Raw genomic sequence first — 25,646 nt, 5'->3', positions numbered from 1 at the left:
TTCAATCCTTATTGTGTGATAAAGCCAGTAAGCTGATAGCCGACCAATAAAAAGCCCAGAAACATCAAAAAGACGTTACCTTGATAGGCTGTTTTAAAGAAGTAAGGGGTTTTTCGCCACATGGTCATAAATAGCAAAATAATGCACAGAGCCATGAACTGACCGAGTTCAACACCGACATTAAATGAAATTAAATTTGCCAATAGACCATCTTCAGGAACTTCATACTCCTGAATTTTGACGGCTAAACCAAAACCATGTATCAGACCAAAAATTAAGGTTGCAATTTTGGTATTGGGTTGATACCCAAACCATCTTTGATAAGCACCCAAATTATCTAAGGCTTTATAAACAATAGAGAAACCAATGATTGCATCAATAATGTAGGCATTCATTGAGATGTTGTAGTACACGCCAATCAGCATTGTGATTGAGTGACCAATGGCAAAAAGGCTGACATATAAGCCAATATCTTTCATTCGATATAGGAAGAAAATAATGCCAACCAGAAACAATAGGTGGTCGTATCCTGTGACCATGTGTTTCGCTCCCAAATAGATAAATGGGATGATATGGACACCGTAGATTTCCTGAATGTAACCTTTGTCACCTTCCGAAACGCCATGTGCAAATAACATTGGGCTAAACAGAAATAGACTTAATACTGCAATCAGTTTTAAGCGGCTTCTTGATTTCACCCACTGCAAGAAAGAACTTGTCATATAAATTAAACTCCAAAAATTAAATAATGATTTGATAAATCATTAATTTTTTGGTGGTTTAAAAATGCGACTCATCACAAGAAAGGTATAGTGTTTGATTCTGTCAATAATTTCAGAATTGAAAATCAGTACAGTAAAACTGATATTTTGACTGACATCATAACCAACAAAATGTTCATGATAAGTATCTTGATGATTATGCTTATGCAGTTGATTCACTTCGTGCTGATGTGGATGTGCTTCTGCATAAGGTGCGTTCTGAAATGAACTGGTTTCAGTGACATGTGTATTAGAATGCAGGCACAATGCAAGACTAAGGATGCAGACCAGCCACATCATTATTCCTTTAAACTTTTTATCTTGCACCATGCCCATCATTTCATTATTTCCCTAAACCTGTTGCTCAGAGAAATTTTCTACTTCTGCTTTACGCTTGGCTCTTTGATTGAACCAGACATACAGCGTAGGCAGAATAATCAATGTGAGTAAGGTGGAAGAAATAATCCCGCCAATCACCACTGTGGCGATTGGGCGTTGAACCTCCGAACCAATGCCGACATTTAATGCCATTGGAATAAAGCCCAGAGAAGCAACCAGAGCCGTAATTAAGACAGGTCTTAATCGTTCTACAGCACCATGTTTGACAGCATCAATCAGATTTTGACCTTGAGCTTGCAGGCGTTGAATGGCAGTGACCAGTACCAATCCATTGAGTACGGCTACACCCGATAGAGCAATAAAACCGACAGCAGCAGAAATGGAAAGTGGAATATCCCGTAACGCTAAAGCAATGACACCACCAGTTAATGCAAATGGCACACCCGTAAACACCAGTAAACTATTGCGGATATTACCCAATGCCATGTAAATCATGCTAAAGATTAATAACAATGCTACAGGTACAACCACCATCAAACGATTGGTAGCAGATTGCATCTGTTCAAATGTACCTCCCCAAGACATCCAGTAACCTTCTGGTAATTTGAATTGGGAATCGACTTTCGCTTGAGCTTCAGCAATATAACTACCTATATCTGTTCCACGCACATTCGCAGTGATAACAATTCGGCGTTTACCATTTTCACGAGAAATCTGGTTTGGCCCTTGAATGGTTTTTAGCTCAATCAAATCAGACAACAGTACATTTGAACCATCTGGCAACCGCATTGGAATTTGATAGAGTTTTTCCAGATTGCTCACCGAACTTTCCTCCATTCTGACGACAATGTCGAATTTTCTATCGCCTTCAAATACTTTGCCTGCGGTTTGTCCAGTGATCAAACTAGACACTTTATTTTGAACATCCTCCGCATCTAAACCATAATTAGCAATCATGTCCCTTTTAAGTTCAATCGAAACCATTGGCAAACCAGACATTTGCTCAACTTTTAAGTCGGCAGTTCCATTGACTGTTTCAAGAATATCTGCAACTTCATTGCCCAGCTCCAACAGTTGTTCCAAATCATCGCCTGAGATTTTTACAGCGACATCTGTACGAACACCAGAAATTAACTCATTAAAACGCATTTGAATTGGCTGAGTGAACTCGTAGTTATTGCCATAAACGCCTTTTGAAACTCGTTCAATTTCTGCCACGACATCAGCTTTTTCCTTATTTGGATTTGGCCATTCACTACGGGGTTTTAACATGACATAGTTATCTGCCACGTTTGGCGGTACAGGGTCAGTTGCTATCTCTGCCGTACCAATTTTGGCAAGAATGGTTTTGACCTCTGGAATCTTTTTAATCTCTCGTTCAAGTGCATATTGCATTTCGATTGCCTGAGTTAAAGACGTGCCAGGAATACGCAATGCGTGTAATGCCACATCCCCCTCATCCAGTGATGGAATAAACTCTGAACCAAGACGACTAGATAAGCTGGCACTAAAGACCAAGAAACCTGCGACAAAAGCAACCAGTACCATTCGATGATTAAGTGACCAGTTCAGAACAGGGTTATAAAACTTCTTAATGCCATGAATGATTTTAGATTCTTCATCTTTTACTTTGCCTGTAGTCACCAATGCAATCATGGCAGGAACAAAAGTAATCGAGAGAATCATTGCTGCAAGTAATGCCATCACCACTGTTGCTGCCATTGGCGTGAACATTTTTCCTTCAACACCTGTCAGTGTCATCACAGGTAGATAAACCAGAATAATAATGAGCTGACCATAAAGAATGGCTTTTCTGGATTCTTTGGTGGCATCAAATACTGTGGCAAATCGTTCCTGTCGAGTGAGTACTCTCCCTAACTCTTTCTGTTTTAAAGCAAGTTTTGCCAGAGATGCTTCTACAATCACCACAGCACCATCAACGATAATCCCGAAGTCCAATGCACCAAGACTCATGAGGTTGGCACTGATTTTCTGATTGACCATCCCTGTAATGGTCATCAACATGGATAATGGAATGACCATTGCAGTAATCAGTGCAGCACGGAAATGCCCCAGAAAGATAAATAGAACCACAATCACAAGGATTGCACCCTCTAACAGGTTCTTTTTAACTGTTTCAATCGTGGCATCAACCAGTGTAGTACGGTTATAAACCGCTTTTGCTTCAACACCTTCGGGTAGCGATTTTTGGACTTCCTGTAATTTTTGGTCTACAGCATGGGCAACATTACGGGAGTTCTCGCCAATCAACATGAATGCCGTACCCAGTACAATTTCCTGACCATTCTTGGTCGCTGCACCTGTACGCAATTCGTTTCCAATAGACACTTCTGCAACATCACTTAAACGCAGGATATAGCCGTTACTTGTGGTAATTGGAATATTTCTGATTTGCTCGATGGATGTAATTTGTGAATCCGAACGCAGAAGATATTGCTCACCATTTTTTTCAATATAACCAGAACCTTTGTTCATGCTATTTTTTGAAATGGCTTCAACAATCACCTGTTGGTCTAAGCCGATACTCCGCAGATAAGCATAATTAGGGCGTACCACAAATTGTTTTACATAGCCGCCAATGGTATTGATTTCATTGACGCCCTCAACATTTCGCAGTTGCGGCTTAATCACCCAGTCCTGCAATGTCCTTAAATCCGTAGCTGACATTGGATTTGGATTATTGGGTGCATTCTCAACAGTGTACATAAAGATTTCGCCAAGCCCTGTAGACACAGGTCCCATTGAAGTGGAAATACCACTTGGCAGACTTGGTACAACACCTTGAATCCTTTCATTCACCAATTGGCGGGCAAAATAAATATCTGTACCTTCTTTAAAGATAACAGTGACTTGTGATAATCCATATCTTGATACCGAACGCGTATAGTTAAGATTGGGGATACCTGCTAGGGCTGTTTCAATTGGAAAGGTCACCTGAGTTTCCATTTCCAGTGGCGAGAGTCCCTGAGCCTCGCTGTTAATTTGTACCTGAACATTGGTAATATCAGGGACTGCATCAATTGGCAGTTTGAAATAGTTATAGACACCAAATGCACCGATAAACAAAAATACAATCAATACCAACCAACGGTTCTTGATTGACAGTTTTACAATCTGGTCAAACATGTTCGCTACTCCTGCTTTTAATGGTCATGAGAAGCGCCAGATTTACCCAGCTCTGCTTTTATAAGATAAGAATTACCTGCTGCATATTTTTGTCCAACTTTTAAACCCGATTTGACTTCAACAAAGCCATTGAATTTTTCCCCCAATTCGAGTGGACGAACCTCAAAGTCATCACCAACACGAAGAAAAACTACATCCCAGTCACGATAGGTTTGTAGTGCATCTTCACGCACCACCATCGGTTTCATGGATTGACTTTCAAAGATTTGTGCTGAAATCAACTGACCTGAACGCCAGTTAAACTGATTGGGAATTTCAACAAAGGCTTGAGCGGTACGAGTTTTAGGGTCAATCACATCACTGATATATTTAATACGCCCCAGTGCTTCTTCTGAATCTGCTGTCTGTGACTTGATGGTGACTTTATTGCTTGCTTTCACCACATTCAATTGATCAGCAGGTATATTCACCACTGCCAAAAGCTGTGAGGTATTGGCAATTTTAAACATCGGGGTAGATGGATTAACATTTGTACCAATGGCACTGAGGATTTCCAACACTGTACCTGACATGCCAGCACGTACTTCAATCATTCCATTGCTAGAACCACCATATGAGCTAATCATGTTATTTAACTCATTGACACGGACCTGAGCATTATCAAATTCACGTTTGGCATTAATATAGTCAATTTCAGGGGAAACACGTTTTTGCCATAAAGCCCGTTCTTGCTCCATTTTTTTACGTGTAAATTGCAAGGTATCCTGAGCAATGGTACGTTCCGCATTTAAACGAATCACATCCTGACTTTGTACGGTTGCCAACAAGTCACCCTGACTGACCTTATCACCAATGGTACGATAGGTTTTAACCAGTGTACCGCTTGCTTTTGGGGTAATAAAACTCTCAAAATTGTCTGGAAATTTCAGCTCACCTTTAAGCTGTAAGCTATTTTCAAACATCATCGGTTGAACCGTTAATAATTCCAGTCCGCTACTTTTTAGACTGGCATCGGGAATATTGGCACGACCTTCTTTGGTGTCCCATTGCCATGTATGCTTTTTGCCTTGATATTCAACATTAATCATCATCAAGAATGAATGTGGTTCATAAATCACTTCATTTCCAATCAGATAGTCACTTTCAGGAACAAAGCGAATATTCTGTTCCGCATCAAGACGTTTGATGAAAATATTTGCTGTAAGTTCTTGAGGCTTTAAGGGCTTATCCTTGAAATAGCCATATACACGCAAATGAGGTTCAACACCTTCCTCAAAAATCTTAACTTCCGTAGAGAAATCGCCATCTCGATATAAGCGTCCACCATGTGGGCCTTTTTCATCACCTGCAACCGTAACGCTTTCCTCTACCGCTTCACCTGAACTCGCCTGTGGTTTATTACCTGTCTTATACCAAGCAATCGCACACAGGATAATCAGTAATGCAACAACACCTGTTGCAATTAAAGTATTGGTGGTTTTATTCATGTTGTTCCCCATATTCCTGCTCTAAATTGGTGACGTAGTTTTTTTCAATCTCTGCAATTTGATTTTGCAAAGCCAACCACAGGTCATAACGGGCTAACTGTTTATCCAACCAGATTTGCTTATTGCTATTAAATTCCAATAGAGAAATCTTGCCTGCCTGATAGCCCAGTTCAGCAATACGTAAACTTTCATTGGCTGCGGGTAATACCGTGCTGTCATATTGCTTGATTGCATCAATCAGGTTTGAAATCTCAACCGATTTATTTTCCAATTCAATTTTAGCGTTACGATTTGCCCAGACAGATTGAGTTTCCGCATTGGCTTGGGTTGCTTGAGCAATGGCAATATTGCCTTTATTACGATTGAAGACAGCGAGTGGAATTGAGGTGGAAACTAAAAATACCTTGTCACTGGTTTCCTGATAATTTCGGACACCAACACCCAATGTAATATCAGGTACAGCCTCTTTTTTTGCCAATTCAAGTTGCGTTTTTGCCAACTGTGTTTTTAAGACACTTTCCTGCTCCAATAAACTGACACGATTGGAAAAGTTACTATCCAAAGGCACTTCAATGGCTTGATTTGGCAAATCAGGAAGATACTTAGAGCAAAGATTTTTCTGATATTGAATCTTCTTTAACTCATTTTGATAACGTAAAGCTGATTCTGCTGACAACGCCGAACTTAACTGGACATCAGAGGGAATCACACGACCGTACTTTAACTTTTCAGTGAGTACATTCACTTGTCGTTTATACAAATTACTTTCGGTTGAAAAAATTTCAGCACGTTGAGTTGCAACATACCAGTTTGATAGACAAGTCCTTAATTCTGATTTAAGTTCTGCCTGACGTTTGACAATCTCAAACTGGTTATTGCTACCCTGAAACCCTGCCAGTTGTTTACGTAAATGTAGCTTATTATTCAAGGGAATATCTTGAGAAAGCCCAATCATGGTGGTAGGGCCATCAAGCTCTTTTAGCTTGGAATTTCCTAAATTATCCAACTCCACATTAAAAGTTGGATTGTTCAATCGCCCAGCATATTGTTGATTAACATCATACGCAGACTGCGATTGCTGCAAACTCTGAAGAATTGCATCGTTTGCTAATACCTGTTGTTGTAGTCGGGCATAATCTTGCTTTGCAAAAGCAGGTGCTGCCGTGACTACCAAACCACAGGTAAGAAATATCTGATAAATTTTAGACATGACTTTACCTATACAAAAAAATGAAGAATTATTTTTTGTATAGAAAAATCAATTTGTTAGAACGATAAGAGCTTTTGTATAGGTATAGGAATTACGTAAAATAAATATTCGTTTCCTAAAGTCAAATACCCGAATCCGATGTTCAGATAACTTTAGGAACAGAAAAATAAGAGCAGTGATAAAACTTAGAATAAACACAGGGTCTAAAGCCAATTCATCATCAGCATGAACAGGCTTTACGGAATGATGATAGGTAGGTTCATCATAACTTGTCCAATGATGGTTTTTACTGTCATCAGCGATGGCTTCATCATGGTCATGATGCTCTAACGACCACTGGCTTAAACTCTCTGATTGAACAGAAATATTTAATTGATGCTGATGGTCTATATTTTTAACAATAACAGGCAGCCACGCATACAAGCCCGTTGTTGTAAAAGTAAACAACAACAAGGTAAATGCGAGCATAAGTTTGAAATACTTACCTGTTAGCATGGTCATCAAGCAAAATCTTTGAACAAGGTTAAGATACAAGTAAAAAAATACAAAGCAAGTCCTATTTGTACTTTTTTAATAAATCCAGAAAAACTTCCAATTCAGTTTCATCCTAAATCTCCGATAAAAAATGAGTTATTAAATATTTTTCTAAAAATTGAACCAAGCCACTCTTACATTTACTTGATCATCTATAACCAATAAATCAGTTGCAGTGCCTGCTTTTAATTCTCTACAGCAATAACTTTTAACTACACCTTGTATTTTTTTATTTTTTATGTGTAATATAATTAACAAATATGTTGAGTATATTACATGAAAATATCCTTACTCATTTCTTCATTGCCTACACAAAACACCACGACTCGCATGAGAGTCTGGCGTTCACTTAAAGCAAGCGGTGCAGCAACCCTGAGAGATGGCGTTTATCTACTTCCTATTGCTCATAGTGAAAAGTTTGATTCTATTGCCAATGATGTTATTTCGGAACAAGGGTCAGCTTACGTTTTTCATGCTGAATCACCTTTTAACCTTGAGCTTGCACCTATTTTCAACCGAAAAGAAGAATACGATACCCTCTATAAACAGGTCACTGAGCTAAGAGATCATCAAACTAAAGATGAAAAAAAAGAGCTGCTGAAACAAGTTCGTAAATTAAGAAAAAGTATTGATGCACTGGTAGAAATTGACTATTTCCCTGATGAAACTCAAGCACAGGTTTTAAATGAACTTTCATTATTAGAACTTTCTATTGCTCGACTTGGCGAAGCAAACGAACCACAGGCCATACAGGCTCATGTCCAACTTTTGGATAAAACTCATTACCAAAATAGAACTTGGGCAACTCGTCAAAGACCGTGGATTGATCGTTTAGCCTCTGCATGGCTAATTAAAACTTTCATTGATAACACACCAACCTTTATTTGGTTAGAAACACCCCATGATTGCCCCAAAGAAGCACTAGGATTCGATTTTGATGGAGCAACTTTCAGCCATATCAATCACTGGGTAACATTTGAAGTTCTTTTACATAGCTTTAATTTAGAAACACCAGCACTAAAAAAAATCGCAGAAATTGTTCATTACCTTGATATAGGGGGAATAGAACCTCCTGAAGCTATTGGTATTGAAAAAATCATTCAAGGGCTGCGATGCCAAATAAGTAATGATGATCAGCTCCTTGAATTATCAAGTCACATTTTTGATGGCTTATATACCAACTTTTCAAGAGAATAATTATGGAACAAGAACTTGTTATAAAATCGGAGCAAGAAATACTGCCTATTTCATTTTGGCAAGCATTCTTATTTTGGCTTAAATTGGGATTTATCAGTTTTGGCGGGCCAGCAGGACAAATTGCTGTCATGCACCAAGAACTTGTTGAACAAAAACGCTGGATTTCTGAAAAACGTTTTTTACATGCCCTAAATTATTGCATGCTTTTGCCAGGTCCTGAAGCCCAACAGTTAGCAACCTATATTGGTTGGCTCATGCACAGAACCATTGGCGGAATTGTTGCAGGTGTATTATTTGTATTACCGTCATTATTTATCCTGATAGGTCTGTCATGGGTCTATGTCAAGTTTGGTGATGTGCCAATCATTGCAGGACTTTTTTATGGGATTAAACCAGCCGTTGTTGCGATAGTTTTTCATGCAACGTATCGCATTGGCAGTAAATCATTAAAGAATAAGTTCTTGTGGGTTATCGCTGCACTTGCATTTCTTGCTATTTTTTTCTTCAATTTACCTTTCCCTTTAATCGTTCTGACTGCTGCAATTATTGGTTACTTAGCAAGTAAAAAATATCCAACACTGTTTACAGGTGGTAGTACACATCAGCAAAGTAAAAAAGATTATGGATCAGCAATTATTGATGATGATACGCCTACACCAGCACATGCGGTATTTAGTTGGAAACATTTAGGGAAGATACTTTTTATCGGGGCGATATTATGGTTTGTCCCAATCATCAGTCTAAGTCTAATATTTGGATGGAATCATGCTTATACACAAATGGCATGGTTCTTTACTAAGGCGGCACTTCTGACCTTTGGCGGTGCATATGCAGTGTTACCTTATGTATATCAAGGTGCTGTTAATTTTTATGGTTGGTTAAATCCAACACAAATGATTGATGGTTTAGCTCTTGGGGAAAGTACCCCAGGCCCTCTGATCATGGTTGTCGCATTTGTAGGCTTCTTAGGCGGTTTTAACCATGCTTTATTTGGCAATGAACATTTATTTTTAGCAGGCGTATTCGGTGCTGTAATTGTTACTTGGGTTACATTCCTGTTTTCTTTTATTTTTATTTTAGCAGGTGCGCCAATTATTGAATCTACGCATAATGAATTAAGGTTTACTGCTCCCTTGACAACAATCACTGCTGCTGTTGTCGGTGTAATTTTAAATCTCGCACTCTTCTTTAGCTATCACGTATTATGGCCAAATGGGTTTAATCATCCTTTCAACTATGAAGCTGCCTTTATCGCACTTGCTGCGTTCATTGCCTTATTCCATTTTGAAGTCAAAGTCATATATGTCATTTGTGCCTCGGCATTCTTTGGTTTGATTTTATATATTGGTGCATAAAACCCAAGTAGAGCTTTGCAGCTCTACTTGATGGTAAAAAGAACCTAGAATTAAAAATACAAAGTAAATTCTTATTTGTACTTTTTTAATAAATCCAAAAAAACTTCCAACTCAGTTTCATCATAACTATCAGATAGAACATGATTTTTTAGATGGTCTTCTAATAGCTCGTTCATTAGCCCATGAACAGCCCCACGAATTGCAGCGACTTGCTGCAATACCTCTAGGCATGGTGTTTGACCTTCACTTACCGATTTATAGGTTGCATTCATTTGACCTTGCAAACGACTAATACGGTTCAGGACTTTCCTATTGTGCTGTAAATGCGCCATTGAAAGTTTACTCCAAATGGAAATATACTATATGGGGTATTTTAACATGGTAATAACAATATGCTCAATCTTTTATCAACCCAACACTCTCATCAATTTGATGAGGGTAACCCCTTAGCCCAGAAAAAAATCTTGATTGCAACGATATTTACAGGCGTGATGATGGTTGCCGAAATTTTTGGTGGGATTGTGTTTAACTCTATGGCACTGCTTGCTGATGGCTGGCACATGAGTTCACACATGGTTGCTTTGGGACTGGCATATGTTGCCTACCGTGCTGCTCGACACTATGCCAATGATGAAAGGTTTTGTTTTGGTACATGGAAAATTGAAATTCTTGCAGGCTACAGCAGTGCAATTTTATTGATAGTTGTTGCTGCTATGATGTGTTATAGCTCAATTGAACGATTATTTAACCCAGTACAGATTCATTATAATGAAGCGATCCTAATCGCCATTTTAGGTTTAATCGTGAATCTGATCTGTGCATGGTTACTACATGACAATCACCATCATAGCCACGATCATCATGATCACCACAACCACGACCATCATTCCCACCACCATGAACATGACCTGAATCAAAAGGCTGCTTTTCTGCATGTTATTGCAGATGCAACCACTTCAGTATTGGCAATCATTGCCCTTTTTGCAGCAAAATATTTTGGATGGAATTTCCTTGATGCCGTACTTGGTATTGTGGGGGCAATTTTAGTTTCCAAATGGGCATGGGGTTTAATTAAACAAACCAGTAAAACCCTTTTAGATGCTGAAATGAAAGAACCAGTAGTTGAGGAAATTCAGGAAGTTATTACTGAGTTAAATCCAACGATACAGATTACAGATTTGCATGTCTGGAAAGTAGGTAAAGGTAAATTTTCAAGTATTCTTGCACTTGATACGCAGGATCATAGTTTAACCCCAGAAATCGTAAAACGTGCTTTATCCGTACACGAAGAAATTGTACATGCCAGTGTGGAAATCAATTTTAGATAAATAACTGATAATTACGTTATTCATCATGTTTTTACAAACTAGATAAATGAAAGAAATTTTTTCGGCTAAGATTACATTTAAGAAATAATGTAATCTTAATTATTAAAATCATAAAACCTATCCTTTCCGAAAAAATTCCTTACAGATAAATCACTTATACAACCAATATCTTAGACTATAAAAACACATTTATTCTCAATTGATTTATCAATCTAAAAAAACTATCATTGCCTTGCTGACCCTCATGGTCAGTCGGTTTTAGCAGACCGATCCACACGAGAGCATTAAAGGGCTTATAGCCTTTTTTTGTTTGCCCTGTCGTACCCCTCTGCGGTGGAACGGGAGGGGGACGCATTCGTGCGTGCTGGGTACTTGTGTGACCAGTCTGCTAACCCTCTTTCGTTCTGCCACCATCATTTAGCAGTGATAGGCAGAACTTGTTTAACACGCAAGGACTCTATCATGACTCACTATTCTCTATTACACCCAATCCCCATTTGTTTTTTGATTGAATTTAGGCTTTTAACTTAGCCATCGGTTTTTCATTCAGCCAATCGTTATCATGTCTTAATACTCATCGGTATTGAGATGATTACGTCTGCCTGTTTAATCTGGCTGCATAAATTCGCTGAATCAAAAACATTACAACAATTCCAAAAATTAAATATCGGGGAAAAACATGAACATACTCTCATCTCTTCTTTTGATCAGTATTACTGCAATCACTTTAACAGGCTGTGCCAGCAAAGCTGAACGTGAGTTCGTTAAGGGCTGCAAAATGGGCGGTGCTGATAGCTCTACCTGTGAATGTGTCTATGAAAAAATTGAAGATAAATATGGCACAGATCGACTGGAAGAAAAATTTTACATCATTAGCCAAACAGAAGAATTTCAAAATGAAATTGTTCAATACGGTATGCAATGTATGAAGGAGTAAGCCATGCGAGCAATTGCAGGAATTATTGTTGTCATCATTGCCATTGCATTTCTGGGCTTACCATTTATTGGATTCATGATTTTACTTGGGCTGTTCATGCTACTGGTGAACTTTGCAACTGGGGGAGATAAATAATGAAAGAAAACATTAAGGCGTGGGCTATCGGTGGCTATTTTATTATTGGCTTCTTTTTTACGGTTTACCAGAACTTCTGGGGTCAATACAGCTACAAGTCATTCGCCTATCACATTGGTCGGGGAATTGTCTGGCCTGCGGTCATGTTCCCATCAGTAGGTAAATTTATTGGTGGTGTAATTATTCTGATTATTATTGCACTGATAACGCTTAACTCAAGAAAATAGGACGACTTATGGCAAATATAAAATTATTTTGTATGGGGGCGTTATCTGTTGTCTTGAGCTTAAATGCAGGTTGCAATCAAAAATCATCAACAGATAATCCACCAACTACTGATAAGAATGAACGCAATAAAAAAGTAGAAGTTCCTATCGTCACTGTAGGTCAAGGGGAGGATTTGGAAAAATTCAATGACCAGTTACCGACATCGCAAGGACTTTTATCATTAAAGAAAATTGGTAAGGAGAATTTTGAGCGACCTGACTTATATCTAGGCGATAAAATTATACTCGCTTCCAAAGATGTTGATGATGATCGTATCAGTTTAGTCCGTCGCTTTAAGCTCACTCAGGGAGAAGCAATCTTGGTGAGTACAGATGCAGGTGGTTCAGGCACTTTGCCATCCTACTCAATCTTGTTGCTACTCAAAGGTCAAGCACCTAAATGGCTGAATAAGGATGATTTTTATAGCGAGAATGGCGATATTACTTATGCACAAAAAGGTGATGTCATTACGATTGGCTTGGGAATCAACGATAAGGGCTTAAATAAAAGCATCGTGTTAGAAAATGGGCAGTTATTAACCAACTTATTAGAGACAGCCAAAGGTGGACTTCCTAATAACGACTGTAAATGGTTGCATGATGAGCTATTGCCTAATTGTGAACAACAGCCTCCCGAAGACTGCAATGAAAATGTGATTCCTGAATCTTCTATGTCTATGGCGATCACAAGAAGTTTGGGGCAAATCAGACTCAATCCTAATTTCAATGAACAATCCGTAGCAGAAGCTTGCTATCAGGCATGTATTAAACAACCTATCCCTGATTATAAAGACTTCAAAAAATCGGTATGTGGTGGATAACTTTCACCATCACTTATATTCAAGGAAAGACTTATGAAAAAATTAATCATGGCAATACTTTTAAGTATTGCAGTTCCAGCAATTGCACAAGCCAAACCAGCAACCTGTCAAATCGAAGATAGTGGCAAAACCATATATAAGGGTAAGTGTAATTTTGATCCACAAGGTAACGGCAGCTTTTATATTAGCCACCCTAGTTTTGCTAAAAAATTAAATTTTGAAGGCATCATGGTTTGGATTGAAAGTAAAGATCAAGCTGTTGTTCAAGCAACAAAATTGAGTGGTGGCGCATCTACATGGGGTGAGGCGACTCGCTCACAGAAAGAGAAAGCCTGCTGGGTTGGTGATTGGTTCAAAGTCTGTACTTGGGCGCAATAGCATATTAGCTACTGTCTATAATTATTTAAATTTTAAAGGAATATTAAATGAAAAAATTTATTATCGTTGCTTTAGTCACTGCTTGTACAACTTCTGTTTTTGCAGAAGATTATTTCCTGATTAATGGTAAAAAGATTGGATTACAGGAAAGCCAAAAATCTGTAATTGCCAAGCTAGGTAAACCTAAATTTGTAGATGGTGGTGGTAGTCTTAATTGGGGTAATTATGATGACCCTGAAATTACAGCATCTTTTAGCCAATATGGGCTGAATACCTTATCTACAAGTAAAGGTTCTGCCGTTATTAATGGTAAAACGATTACCATCGGTAAAGATACACCAAATACCAGTAAGTCTAAAGTGCAACATTATTGTGAGGGATTTGATGGTGGGAATAGCTTCCGCCAATATAATCAATCCACTCGTGTAGGAGCAGAAGGTGAAATCTATATTTCTTTTGGTACTTATGGTGATGGGAATACCAGTAATAAAGCCTTGATGAGTAAACCAATCGAATCTATTAGTCTTGGTTATGAAGACCCACTTACAGATTTTTCTTCACCAAAATGCAATCATTAATTAAGAGTAATTTAGTCTAAAAAATAATTGTTGCGTTAAAGTATGGCTACACCTATGACCAAAAAAATAAGGGAATCCATTTTCCCTTATTTTTATATTTCAATAAGTTGTTTTAACTTATCGCCTTAACACTTTGCCTAAGTCCATGTTGAATCTGCATGGCACTGTCTACGGTTTGACAGGTATTTGCTGCATGCTCAGGCTGTGTATCAACAGCATTTTGTTGATCACTATAAAACTCCTCCACAATATCCAGCCCCTCATCACCACCCACCTCAAAACTGGCATTGCCATAGCCTTGCCGTGCCACATGATCCAGAGCTTCCTGATAAAACCCTGCTGCCTTACTCACTTCATCAATCTGCTTGGCTGAAACAATCGCATCCTGTAAATTCACACCGTCACGTAAAGTTAAGTCCACGTAATAGATCGGAGTGCGATAGCTTTGCGTGGTACTTTTTCCTCGTAAGGTCAATTGCAAAGGCAAGCATGACAGTAAATTACCTGATGCCGCATGGTAATAACTCAGCCTTGCTGCCAGTGTCCGAATACTGTTAAAACCCGTGGTTCTAAAAATGAATGTGCCAAACTCATCCGATTCATCTAAATTCACGTAGAGTCTGCCATAGGGCTTACAGAGTCCACCTTGTGCCAGTGGGCATAAATCAGGCGACGGACAAGGATGTTGCTCAACGCCGTTCTGTCCGAGTCGCTGACAGGTTTCCCCATTGCCTGAGCAAATTAAACGTCCAGTCTGTCGATCAAATAAACTGTACTCTGCCCGAAGATTGAGTTCAGGCTCATTAAAGATCATCCGTACTGGAATGGTTCGGAGTTTTCCATTTTGTGCCTTTTCCCGAAGCTGCTCATCCAGTGGATGTTTAACCCAACCATCTTTATTTTGAATCTGGCTGGTAATAGTAAACTGGTCATCCTTTTCAGGTAGCCGCTTGCCATTCTTTTCAACAACCTTGCCAATACTAATACGCCCCAACACAGGTGGGGTAATTGCTAAACCTTTAATCATGGTGATTATCCTTTATTGCATTTATTTACGGATTCCCCAAATCCATTGAAGGCACTGTCTCCTACACCATATTGCTAACCCTCCTGAAAAAAACGACTTCCAATCACAGGTCATGGGAGAAAACATTGTGCGAACATAAAAAAATGCAAAGCTGCTCCACCGTCCTTTCCTTAGTATTGGGGAAAGGACAAGAGGGGCGACTTTGCACAAATTTTAAATTTGGGGAAATAAAATGGTTTGATGTGGTGTGTGATGGAAATAGGTCTCAAACGGTTTAGTCAGGTGATTTAGGTTGTTGCAGAATAAACATTAAACCGTCTGCTGCCCTGACGAGACTGTGGGTACTGTTGCAGGAGTTCAGGCTGTGCCTGTAACAATGCCTTTTGATCCAGTACCACACTGTCCTTTGATTTTTTCCATGTCACACTACCATTGGAAAATATGGCTTTCTCGGCATCTTTCATGAGTGCCTGAATCCGATGCTTGAGATAGTCATATTTGGTTTGATGGTCGGTCAGTTGTTTTTCCTCATGCAATAAGTCAGTAAACAGTTGATCGACTCCCTCCAGCGTAGAGAAATCAACGGATTGTAAAGGGGTATGTTGTGGGTAAAGCAGTTGCAAGGCTTTGGCGGCTGATTCACTGGCATCAACACTAGGCGGCGTGTCACTTTCCACACAGTTCCAGAATATCCGTTCAGAAGCCATGATTCGATTGATCACAATTTCATTGCGTTCGACCTTAAAGATTTTGGCTTCATGCCCACAGATCAATGCACAGATATGCGCTGCCTGTTTACCTGTCACTGCCAGTTGGTGCTGTACCTGAATAATCACGTATAAAGGCACACCATCACGCCAGAGTTTGGTTCCCCACTCACCAACAGATTTACATTCCAAAACCTGTACTTCATCACAGCCTACAACAGCATAGTCCAGATTTGCCAGCATAAAATGCTTGTCGGGATCAGGATGCTGTAACACCGCATTAACCTTACGCACTTTATGACCTGTCTTGTGCTGGTAGTAATTGGCAATCAGAGGTTCAAGCTGATTGCCCCAATATAAGGGTGAATAACTGTTTTGGGTGGGTTGATCAGGCTGTGTCTGCATCCGACCTGTTTTAATCATCCATAGTTCCAGCATCGACATGTGGGGATTAAGCCCACAAGCTGCGGCTGCATCACTGCTGCCAATACCCTGTTTTCTGACTTGTAGCCATTGTTCACGGCTCATGCCTTTGGTTTCAGCAAGCCGTTTGGCACGACTAGGATTAGGTTTAGCTAACGGTAAATGTGGTATGGATTTACTGGTTTGTGGTTCAACGATATGGTTCATGAGATACTCCATGTCTGTAAAAATTAAAATTGCGGCATAAAAAAAGCCACATCAGGGCGATGTGGCAAAAGGGAGTTTTTGGGTAGAGGGAAATAGAGGATTTAAGCAATGGGTATATTCCTTAGGCTAATTTGATTAGCTCAAATCCAATTCAAGTTAGACCACCATTCTGAGTGCCTGTTCCAGTCCTCGCTGTTTCATGGCTGCACCTGTACCAAACCATGCTGAATCCAGTCGGTGATCAGTACTCATGGCTCGACGTTCGTGATCGACAAACTCTGTGATGCTACACAGCAAACCATAGGCTGTCCCTTGGGCTGAACTGAGTTCTGCACCTCGTCCCTGACCATTAAACATATCCATGACTTTCGACATGGCTCGTCCATTCGGTTCGGTCTTATTGGTTGCATTGGCTTCATTTGCCACATTGCGGTAGAACTGGATAATGCTGTCATCCTGTTCAGCAATGCTGAGACTGGTATTGTTAAATACCGCATCAAAATAGGCTGCCGCTTCCTGTTGGGTGACTTTACGCTGACTCAGTTGCTTCATTTCATACATATGCTCATCCCATGCACGAACGGAAATACCCAGTTGCTGTTTGACCTTTTCCGCATCAAATCGGGTACTGTGCGGAACTTTCACTACGCCTGCACTGGTACTGCCATTACGTAAGGCAATCGCCAAAGTGTTATTACACACCACACGGATAGAGGTAAATTGTGCCGTTGTGGCAAGCGTCCCATCACAAGCTGTCGCAAGAAGAATATAGCCATTACTGACATCCTTACCTTTCAATGCTGTAGTCTGTCCTGTACGTGCCAAAGCCCAGAACTTTTTACCACCTTTAAGAACGCCTGCGGTTTCCAGTTCAAAGCCTGATTGTTCAGTCAAGTCCCGATAGAACTCAAGGATTTCTTTGGGCTGAACTTCCTGAAAGCGTTGACTGACTACTGATAAAGGTGCATGGGTATCAGAACGATACAAGACACGCTGTTCCTCATAAGGCAGAATGATGCTTTGTCCCCGATCATTCTTTGCCATGTAACTGACATCGGATGATTCAATACGCCAATCCATGCCTGCCTGCTGTGCCCAGACTTCAATCGGTTGATGTGGACTGAGTTGATTACCTAGACCATGCCACGGGGTTTCACCGACATACGCCATTTGTTCAAGTTGATGTGCCATGATGATTTCCTCCCATCCTTAGTTGAAATTGTGCTGGCAATTGTTGCAATGAAAATAAGCCGTAGGTTGTTGTGGCTGTGAGGGTTGAACCAGACTATCCAGCAAACCACCAACCACTGCACCAGCCAATCCACCGAGTAATGGTGAAAAAGGTGTAGGTAAACTCTTGGCAAGGCTTGCACCAATCCCTGCACCTGCCATCGAAGAAAAACTGTTATTGCCTGATGGCTGTGTAGTTGCACGGCTAACATTGGCTGAATAGCAATATGGACATGTAATATTCATAAGATAATCCTCATTAAATGAAAAAAGGCTTACCAATCGGCAAGCCTGTGTTTTTGAATGTAAGGGATAAAAGAAACATTCAATCTTCATGTTAATGATATATATCTGTGATTTTTTGGGATCAACGTTGTGACATAGCAAAGGTTTTCATCTTCTTGGTGGCTTTAATTCTAAGATATTGTTCCTTTTTAGGTCGTGCTAAATATAATAAAACAGAACGCATTATCTCCACTTGGTACTTTAAATTACTGTAAATGACTCCAATCCCAACCATTCCATTTTCTTCATATTGCTTTAAATAACGACGATCATGGCAGTTAAAATAACATCCATCTCCATCTGTAATATCTTGCCATAATTCACCCATATCATTCGCAATCGTCCATGCCCCTATACGGTCTCGTTCATCAAAAATAAATACAACATGGTAATGATAGCCTTTGCTCTTACTGCCTTGTTCCAAAGCCCATACCAGTAGTAATACATCATCTCCATATTTAGAGCGGTTTACTTTTCTAAGGAAACGCTCCAGATCATCTTGTACTCTCTGGATATTAACATTAGTGATATAACTTAACTCGATACTGACAACCAATAGGGCCTCATAGCTTTTGGTTAATTCAGTTAATCGCTTATCCAGATTTCCAGCATGCTGACTTTCATTGTAACGGTGTTGTCGTCTTTCGTTTAAATGAGCACTTTTCATGGTATTGAAATATCTTTGCCACTCATCAAATGATCTGCGTTTTAAACATCTCAATAAGTCTGTTGGTGAATCTAAATCAAGATGATATTCATATAATAAATTACAAAATAATTGCAATAAACTTGAATAGCTAAAATCAGGATTATACACTTGATCAAAATCAAGGAGTAATTCACAAAAGTTTTTATAAAAAGATCGAGGTTGTCTTTTTGCATGCAAACTGGATTTTATAAAGTCCTCTATTTCAATAGATAGATTTGCTTCACAGATTTTACTTGATGAGGTGTTTTCAAACTTCATGGTCACTTACCTATAGTTTAGAACTATATGAAGTGACAATTATTTTAATAATTAAATTTAAGATTAGAGATTATTGAATTAAGTTCTTTTAATGAATAGTTTAATAGGTTGATTATATATTTATAAACAAAGTCATTACACATAATTAAAAGTCAGATCAAAATATATTAAAGAACTATTCAAACACAATAATATCAAGGCTTTTAGTGTGATCAGCCTTTAAATAAATTAAGATAAATCGAGTTAAAGTTATCCGATGGTAAATATATAAAAAATTTGCTATCATTCATGAGTATTCTTTTATTGTCTCACTGATATTAGATACCTATCATTGTGGTTGTCTACAATATCTGGTGGTGCACTATTGCAGAAACGCCTTTTGTATAACTTCAATTTTGTCACTTCCATCATCTGAATGACAAAGCCAAATGATACAGGATTTCGTGATGTGTCATTGCAGGTAGTGGGTACAAAATTGTGCTTTGGTATACCTTCAATAGGCTATAAAAAAATTATTAAAAAATCACGCTAAATCGTGGCTAAACATAGGGAAAAACTCGTTGAAACTCATACTCACCTTTAATAAAGTTTATATAAATCTTAGTAAAGGAAAGCACCATGAGCTACACATCATGCAACGATGATCTAATCAAACTGGTTAAAGAGTTGAAAGTTGAAGATACTGTCTGGTTACTTCATGTGATCAATAAGGATGCTATTGAGTTTGAATCACGTATAGATATAGAGGATGAACATGATCCACAATTAATGGATAAGGACATTGATAAATTAAACTCAATCAAAGACCTTAATGAGTTGAAAAGCCATTTAATTTATGAGCTAAAGGATAAAACAGAGACTACTTCTGAAATTTTCATGGACTTGATTAACAGTTATAAAGAATCGCTCATGATTAGAAGTCGTGATTTTTCAAAATATAAAACAGATAGGCGATTATTGAGTTTTGCACTTTACAAAATATCATCTGATAATCGTGATATTTATCGCCAAACCCAATCCATCTCGAACACCTACGTTCGATTCCTTTATATTATTTTTACTTATAATCGCTATTACAGAAGTTTTAAAGAACTTGATCGTATAGAAAGAAAGTATAGTGAACTTATTAGTGCAAAGACTTTGCACTTTAAAAACTATGATCATCCTGAGTTCTATAAATGGGCAAAAACCTACATCGACAAAAATACATCAGACTTCAGGCAGTTTAATCAGATCGAATTTACGCCTTTACAAGATGTTGATTTTGGTGTTTGGGTTAATTCAATCTTTGATATTATGTATCATGCAAATCAACATGCTTATATCAACCTAAAAAAACAATTGTCTAATGCTTGGTATCAAAAATCTTATCAAAAAAATAGGAAAGGAAGAGAACATCATTATTTTCTAACAGATGAAGCTAAGAAATTACTAAAAATACTTGCAGCAAAACATAAGAAAACTGAAGATAGAATGATTGAACATTTAATTAATAAATGTGCAATTGAGGAAGGTATTACTATAAATGAAAAATTCTTATATTCCGTTTAACAATTAGTTTTGCATAATTCCACTTAGGGTTGTATTAATATTTTAATACAACCCAACTAATTATTTAAAAGTTTAATGACATTCTCATCCTGTCATAAAAACTATATAAATCAATATAGCGTGAATGTAAAGTTCTGTTCTTTAATTCAAAACCATATTTCAATATTTCTTCTAGTGCCTTATTATCACAAGGCTTCTTATGCGGTGACTTACCATCATATAGCTCATAATACGTTGGGCTATCTAGGTTACGCTCCTTAGTGTGAATTAAATGCCAACAGCCTATAAAACCAATACAATCTGGAATTTTTTTAAAAAATAAAGCTCCATGACCCAAAACCTCACTTAGGTTCAGTATATATTGTTCTACATCTTTTTTATTGTTTATATCAATATCTAAGATGCTGGTAAAATTAAAATTTTCTTTAAGTTGCATTTTTTTTACTGACCGAATAGCTAAAAAGATACGCTCTATTTCTTCTAGCGAACTATTCAAATCTATTTCTATTTTCCTATCTTTAAATTCTTTTTCAGTATCAAACTGTCTTTTTAAAATATCAAACTCAATAAACAACATTGATCGGATAAATGAATTTTTAAGAAAGTTTTCATCTATTGTCGATTTGTAAAATTTGTACTGTTGAGTAGTAAGTATGCCCAAATCTATAAATCTTTTATATGCCACAATAGAAACATTGTCATAATCGAAATAAAGACATTGTCTCACTACTTTATAAATTGTCCCCTTATCTAACCGTAATTTTTCAAAATGGTTAAATAAGTTTTCCATATCATCTAAAAACTCATCTTCACTAAAATCATATTGTGCAAAGTTCTTAATGATTTGACTGAAAATAAAATTTGCTTTATCGAATTGCTCTTGATCAGTTGGGTCTTCAATTTCAAATGGAAGATTTAGTTTCATCTCAAGACCGCATAATACATAGTGTTTATACAGCTCCGCTATTTTTCCCTCATTTCGTCTAACTGAATTGATGTGATCAATTATGGACAATAGATCAACATTGAAAGTATTTTTGGCATGATTAAAAGATGCAAGAGACTCAACATCATTAATGAATAAATAATCCATGATGTTAAGCGCAGCAGTTTGAGGATTGGTTCGTTTTGGCATTTGTAAAAAAAAGTTCCCTTGTTTTCTGCATTTTTACATACCTCATGCCGCATTACAATCCCCTCTGACAAAGCAACACAGAAAAGTGTCAGGCTGCACCTGCTGCATTTTTTCGCCTTGCTTAGGTTTGTCTCAAATCAAATTTAACGGAGTCGTTATGAATCACCTAAACACAATTGATTATTTATTTTTACAGTTCCGATCAATTCACATCAAACTGGAGGACATCAGAGCTGTGTATTACTCACATTTATGCCCAGAGAAAATGAAAGAAAAAGCTCGTCAGCAGCAATTGCCTTTCACATGCTTTCGGATTGATGAAGGCAGTCAAAAAGGTCATTTTTTTGTGGAAATTCATGAATTTTCTAAAGCTATAGATGAAATTTATTTAAAAAATCGTCAGAGCTTTACATCAGCCGTGCAAAAATCAACCAAGCCTAAAGAATAATACACGGACGAGGGAGATTAAAATGTTAGAAGCTCGCTATCGTGTCAAGGATTTGGTGAACTATCCTGAACGCCCAGCAAAGGACTATGTAGATCGTAGTGGTCGCAGACGTCGGCTGTCTCACAAGCCTGCAACCAAAGGCTTGCTGAATGTTGCGGAATCAACTTTCTGGAAGATGATCCGTCGGGGTGATTTTCCTGAACCGACATACTTAACCGCCAGTATGCCAACGTGGACGGAAAGCCAAATCAATGCTTGGCTTGAACAAAAGACATTGAAAGCTGCATAAATTGAAATAGCCTGTCTCACATGACAGGCTTTCTTCTTGCTGATTATCATATAGGCTCAAGCAGGGACTCCAAATAATCAGCCCATTCCTGCATCATCTCTTGGCGTTTATTCAGAAACTTGGTTCGGTTGTAAGCTGTACCATTGTTGTCTTTTACCTTATGCGCCAGTTGATGTTCAATAAAGTCCACACGCTGCTCCAGAATCTCATCCAGCATGGTACGTGCGGTTGCTCTAAAACCATGTGCCGTCTGCTCACCACCATAGCCCAAGCGTTTTAAAGCAGAGTTGATAGTATTGTCAGAAATACAGGTTTTACCATCCCGACCTACAAAAATATATTCACTGTATGGATGTAAATCAATGATTGACTCAATCAACTCAAATGCCTGATCTGACAATGGCACAATATGAAGTTGCTTGGTTTTACTAGCAGTAAATTTAAAACAGCGTTCTTGGGGGTAGTAATACTCTTTTTTAAGCTGACGTATTTCGCCAGGTCGCTGAAAGGTCAGTACAGATATTTTCAAAGCAACCTGTGTGGTGAGCAAACAGCGTGCATGTATCTGTGAGTAATTCCAGACTTTGTTTAGCATTGGTGCTAAATCCTGTTCTTCAGTCACGGCTGCAAAATTACCACCTTGCGGTTTAGGTAGGTCAATATCTTCAATCGGGTTATATTGAATCAGCTTCTTTTTACGTGCCGATTTAAAAATTTGGTTGAGGTCCGACTTAAGGCGTTTGGCAACAGACAAAGCACCACGCTCAATAATGCGCTTAAAGATCTTAATCTCAAGAATTTCTAAGGTAAGTTGTGGAAAGGTTAAATCACCAACGTAGGGATAGACATCATGCTTTAAACGACGGATCGTCTCTTCATCTTGTTTTTGCTCTAGCTCACGTTTATAGAGCCATGCTTCAGCAACGATACGAAAGGTGTTTTCTGCTTCTTTCTGTTTCTGAGACTTGGTTTCAATCCGCTCCATTGCTGGATCAATACCCTGCTTGATAAGTTTCTTATATTCATCACGAATAGTACGAGCATCATCTAACGAAACTTCAGGGTAAGTCCCCAAAGATAAATCATTACGCTTGCCTAAGAATGGACGTGTGTAATTGAAGATCCAGTACTTGCTACCGCTCTGATCAATACGCAGATACAGATTTCCCCCATCTGACAGCTTATACATCTTGTCAGGATCGGGTTTAGCTTTTTTAACCTGTAAAGCACTAAGCTTGTTAATTCCACGAGTCGCCATAATTCAGACATAAAAAAATGCAGTAGAGAATAATCTTACTGCATTTTTTACTACTTTATAACTGCCGATTGGTATAGTGCGTCACGGCTTGTCATATTGTAAATTTCCAACTTTAACCTTACAAATCAGTAACTTATACAGTGTTAAACAGTGTCAGAAACTTGAATTTGGCGGAAGCGGTGTCCGTATAACACCTGTATTATGCGATCCAAACCAATCCATTATAAATTTATTTTTCAACAACTTAAATAAAAACCTTTCCAACCCCATCTTGTCTAATCTGACTATTTCCAATATTCTATGTGGGTTATTATGTGGGACAAAAAAAGCCTATGCCTAAGAAAGCCAAAGAACTCTCTGCACTCAGTGTAGCAAAAATCAAAGGAAATGGCAGGCATGCTGTAGGCGGTGTCAATGGTTTGCACCTGCGTATTGTGAATGGCTCTCGTGCTTGGGTTCTACGTGTTGTTGTAGGTCAGCGCTTTGATGAAAATGGAAAACAGCAACTTCATCGCCGTGATATTGGATTGGGCTCTTACCCAGAGGTGTCACTAGCCGAAGCAAGGGCTAAAGCCCATGAAATGAAAGCCCAAATCCGAAATGGGATTGATCCTATTGCACATAAACAGGAACAGCTTGAAAAGCTTCATATCCAGCAGTTACGGAACAAAACATTCACGGAATGTGCGAAAGTTGTTATTGCCAATAAAACTCGTGAACTCAAAAATGAAAAGCATATTGGGCAATGGTCATCAACACTGGAAACCTATATTTATCCCACTCTGGGTGATCTCACCATTGGCACCATTACCAAAGTCGATATTGCTGAGGCTCTCAAACCTATCTGGATTGAGAAGAATGAAACAGCCAGACGTATTCGTGGTCGTATAGAAACCATTTTTGATTATGCCAAGGCTATGGGATATTTTGAGGGTGACAACCCTGCCGAATGGAAAGGCAATCTTGAACCTATATTAGGTAACTTAAAGCAGGAATCACGTCCACATCCATCCCTGCCTTATGAACAGGTTGCTGAGTTTATCCATCATCTAAGACAAAAAAAGGGAATTTCGCCTAAAGCGCTGGAATTTGCAATTTTAACTGCTTGTCGTTCTGGTGAAATTTTCGGAGCTAAATGGCAGGAAATTGATTTTAAGAATAGGGTTTGGATCATTCCCAAAGAGCGGATGAAAGCGGAAAAGGAACATCGTGTACCATTGTCTCAACAGGCACTTAATTTGCTTGAATCAATCCAAAATCATACTCAAACACAAGATTTCATATTTCCAGCTCCACGTACTGGTGAAATGCTTTCTGATATGTCATTAACCACATTAATCAAACGTATGCATGAACAAAAGCTAAAAGAAAATAGCTTAGGCTATATTGATCCAAAACAGAATCGGGTGGTTACCACACATGGATTTCGATCTACTTTCCGTGACTGGTCGGCTGATAAAACTGATTATCCACGAGAGGTCTGTGAGCATGTACTCGCTCACAAACTACCTGATGAAGTTGAAGCTGCTTACTTACGAGGAGGTTATCTTGAAAAAAGGAAAAGTTTGATGAGCGATTGGGCTGAATTTTGTAATTTTATCGACTTGTAGAAATTTTAATAAATTACATAAAGCTAGACTTTCACT

At 38.5% G+C, this 25,646-nt stretch carries 27 protein-coding genes; 13 read left to right on the top strand and 14 right to left on the bottom strand.

Annotated features, from left to right (window positions below):
• Positions 1–8: 8 nt before the first annotated feature.
• The 6 genes from QTA56_RS08160 to QTA56_RS08135 are packed head-to-tail and all read right to left on the bottom strand — an operon-like array spanning position 9 to position 7,439.
• Complete coding sequence (locus tag QTA56_RS08160) at positions 9–722, bottom strand: HupE/UreJ family protein (protein WP_004677554.1); 714 nt, start codon at positions 720–722, stop codon at positions 9–11.
• 42 nt (positions 723–764) lie between these two features.
• Positions 765–1,100, bottom strand: coding sequence for a hypothetical protein (locus QTA56_RS08155; protein ID WP_004677556.1), 336 nt, complete (start codon positions 1,098–1,100; stop codon positions 765–767).
• Between the two features lie 12 nt (positions 1,101–1,112).
• The gene (locus QTA56_RS08150) at positions 1,113–4,247 is read right to left on the bottom strand and encodes an efflux RND transporter permease subunit (protein ID WP_118901339.1); all 3,135 of its coding nucleotides are present in this window, start codon (positions 4,245–4,247) and stop codon (positions 1,113–1,115) included.
• A 17-nt stretch (positions 4,248–4,264) separates the two neighbouring features.
• On the bottom strand, positions 4,265–5,734 hold the full coding sequence (locus QTA56_RS08145; RefSeq protein WP_078390278.1) for an efflux RND transporter periplasmic adaptor subunit: 1,470 nt from the start codon (positions 5,732–5,734) through the stop codon (positions 4,265–4,267).
• On the bottom strand, positions 5,727–6,944 hold the full coding sequence (locus tag QTA56_RS08140) for a TolC family protein (RefSeq protein ID WP_125316980.1): 1,218 nt from the start codon (positions 6,942–6,944) through the stop codon (positions 5,727–5,729). Before QTA56_RS08140 ends, QTA56_RS08145 begins: the two co-directional genes overlap by 8 nt.
• 48 nt (positions 6,945–6,992) lie before the next feature.
• On the bottom strand, positions 6,993–7,439 hold the full coding sequence (locus QTA56_RS08135) for a hypothetical protein (protein ID WP_035328354.1): 447 nt from the start codon (positions 7,437–7,439) through the stop codon (positions 6,993–6,995).
• A gap of 315 nt (positions 7,440–7,754) precedes the next feature.
• On the opposite strand from QTA56_RS08135, the gene QTA56_RS08130 reads away from it, so the two are divergent.
• Positions 7,755–8,675, top strand: a complete 921-nt coding sequence (locus QTA56_RS08130) for a chromate resistance protein ChrB domain-containing protein (protein WP_004677565.1) — start codon at positions 7,755–7,757, stop codon at positions 8,673–8,675.
• Between the two features lie 2 nt (positions 8,676–8,677).
• Positions 8,678–10,030 (top strand): chromate efflux transporter, encoded by a 1,353-nt coding sequence (chrA, locus tag QTA56_RS08125; protein ID WP_004677567.1) that lies wholly within the window; start codon positions 8,678–8,680, stop codon positions 10,028–10,030.
• A 71-nt stretch (positions 10,031–10,101) separates the two neighbouring features.
• Here chrA and QTA56_RS08120 read toward each other — a convergent pair whose 3' ends face one another.
• Positions 10,102–10,362, bottom strand: a complete 261-nt coding sequence (locus QTA56_RS08120) for a metal/formaldehyde-sensitive transcriptional repressor (RefSeq protein ID WP_004677569.1) — start codon at positions 10,360–10,362, stop codon at positions 10,102–10,104.
• Between the two features lie 60 nt (positions 10,363–10,422).
• Here QTA56_RS08120 and dmeF point away from each other — a divergent pair, with 60 nt between their 5' ends.
• From dmeF to QTA56_RS08085, 7 genes are all read left to right on the top strand, one after another.
• Complete coding sequence (dmeF, locus tag QTA56_RS08115; protein WP_267980421.1) at positions 10,423–11,358, top strand: CDF family Co(II)/Ni(II) efflux transporter DmeF; 936 nt, start codon at positions 10,423–10,425, stop codon at positions 11,356–11,358.
• 679 nt (positions 11,359–12,037) lie between these two features.
• Positions 12,038–12,295 carry a hypothetical protein gene (locus QTA56_RS08110; protein WP_125316979.1) on the top strand — a complete coding sequence of 86 codons (258 nt, stop codon included), beginning with the start codon at positions 12,038–12,040 and terminating at the stop codon, positions 12,293–12,295.
• Positions 12,296–12,298: 3 nt separating this feature from the next.
• Positions 12,299–12,430: a hypothetical protein gene (locus QTA56_RS08105; protein WP_004677576.1), complete on the top strand. Its 132-nt coding sequence runs from the start codon at positions 12,299–12,301 to the stop codon at positions 12,428–12,430.
• Entirely contained in the window at positions 12,430–12,657 is a 228-nt protein-coding gene (locus QTA56_RS08100) for a hypothetical protein (protein ID WP_118901354.1), read from the top strand. Before QTA56_RS08105 ends, QTA56_RS08100 begins: the two co-directional genes overlap by 1 nt.
• Before the next feature lie 8 nt (positions 12,658–12,665).
• Entirely contained in the window at positions 12,666–13,517 is an 852-nt protein-coding gene (locus QTA56_RS08095; protein ID WP_125316978.1) for a hypothetical protein, read from the top strand.
• A 33-nt stretch (positions 13,518–13,550) separates the two neighbouring features.
• Positions 13,551–13,895 (top strand): hypothetical protein, encoded by a 345-nt coding sequence (locus QTA56_RS08090; RefSeq protein WP_023274801.1) that lies wholly within the window; start codon positions 13,551–13,553, stop codon positions 13,893–13,895.
• 47 nt (positions 13,896–13,942) lie between these two features.
• The gene (locus QTA56_RS08085; protein WP_118901364.1) at positions 13,943–14,473 is read left to right on the top strand and encodes a hypothetical protein; all 531 of its coding nucleotides are present in this window, start codon (positions 13,943–13,945) and stop codon (positions 14,471–14,473) included.
• A 112-nt stretch (positions 14,474–14,585) separates the two neighbouring features.
• Here the strand turns inward: QTA56_RS08085 and QTA56_RS08080 are convergent, their stop codons facing one another.
• The 5 genes from QTA56_RS08080 to QTA56_RS08060 form a co-directional block, all read right to left on the bottom strand.
• Entirely contained in the window at positions 14,586–15,500 is a 915-nt protein-coding gene (locus tag QTA56_RS08080; RefSeq protein WP_118901367.1) for a recombination directionality factor, read from the bottom strand.
• Positions 15,501–15,787: 287 nt separating this feature from the next.
• The gene (locus QTA56_RS08075; protein ID WP_267980412.1) at positions 15,788–16,837 is read right to left on the bottom strand and encodes a YqaJ viral recombinase family nuclease; all 1,050 of its coding nucleotides are present in this window, start codon (positions 16,835–16,837) and stop codon (positions 15,788–15,790) included.
• 156 nt (positions 16,838–16,993) lie between these two features.
• Positions 16,994–18,028, bottom strand: a complete 1,035-nt coding sequence (locus tag QTA56_RS08070) for a DUF932 domain-containing protein (RefSeq protein WP_267980410.1) — start codon at positions 18,026–18,028, stop codon at positions 16,994–16,996.
• A gap of 18 nt (positions 18,029–18,046) precedes the next feature.
• Positions 18,047–18,313: a hypothetical protein gene (locus QTA56_RS08065; RefSeq protein ID WP_267980409.1), complete on the bottom strand. Its 267-nt coding sequence runs from the start codon at positions 18,311–18,313 to the stop codon at positions 18,047–18,049.
• A gap of 121 nt (positions 18,314–18,434) precedes the next feature.
• Positions 18,435–19,319 carry a YagK/YfjJ domain-containing protein gene (locus tag QTA56_RS08060; RefSeq protein ID WP_267980408.1) on the bottom strand — a complete coding sequence of 295 codons (885 nt, stop codon included), beginning with the start codon at positions 19,317–19,319 and terminating at the stop codon, positions 18,435–18,437.
• 618 nt (positions 19,320–19,937) lie between these two features.
• On the opposite strand from QTA56_RS08060, the gene QTA56_RS08055 reads away from it, so the two are divergent.
• Complete coding sequence (locus QTA56_RS08055; RefSeq protein ID WP_267980407.1) at positions 19,938–20,870, top strand: hypothetical protein; 933 nt, start codon at positions 19,938–19,940, stop codon at positions 20,868–20,870.
• A 64-nt stretch (positions 20,871–20,934) separates the two neighbouring features.
• On the opposite strand, the gene QTA56_RS08050 is transcribed toward QTA56_RS08055, so the two are convergent.
• Complete coding sequence (locus tag QTA56_RS08050; RefSeq protein WP_244015346.1) at positions 20,935–22,005, bottom strand: hypothetical protein; 1,071 nt, start codon at positions 22,003–22,005, stop codon at positions 20,935–20,937.
• 157 nt (positions 22,006–22,162) lie between these two features.
• Between QTA56_RS08050 and QTA56_RS08045 the strand changes: the two genes are divergently transcribed.
• Positions 22,163–22,453 (top strand): pyocin activator PrtN family protein, encoded by a 291-nt coding sequence (locus QTA56_RS08045; RefSeq protein WP_004677589.1) that lies wholly within the window; start codon positions 22,163–22,165, stop codon positions 22,451–22,453.
• Between the two features lie 22 nt (positions 22,454–22,475).
• Entirely contained in the window at positions 22,476–22,742 is a 267-nt protein-coding gene (locus QTA56_RS08040; RefSeq protein WP_018679527.1) for a helix-turn-helix transcriptional regulator, read from the top strand.
• 46 nt (positions 22,743–22,788) lie between these two features.
• Here QTA56_RS08040 and QTA56_RS08035 read toward each other — a convergent pair whose 3' ends face one another.
• Entirely contained in the window at positions 22,789–24,000 is a 1,212-nt protein-coding gene (locus tag QTA56_RS08035) for a tyrosine-type recombinase/integrase (RefSeq protein ID WP_004677591.1), read from the bottom strand.
• 332 nt (positions 24,001–24,332) lie between these two features.
• Here QTA56_RS08035 and QTA56_RS08030 point away from each other — a divergent pair, with 332 nt between their 5' ends.
• Positions 24,333–25,610: a tyrosine-type recombinase/integrase gene (locus QTA56_RS08030; protein WP_267980406.1), complete on the top strand. Its 1,278-nt coding sequence runs from the start codon at positions 24,333–24,335 to the stop codon at positions 25,608–25,610.
• Positions 25,611–25,646 lie beyond the last annotated feature (36 nt).

This window comes from Acinetobacter thutiue (assembly GCF_030385805.1).
GTDB lineage: Bacteria > Pseudomonadota > Gammaproteobacteria > Pseudomonadales > Moraxellaceae > Acinetobacter > Acinetobacter corruptisaponis.
This window is presented reverse-complemented; position numbering and strand designations above follow the sequence as displayed.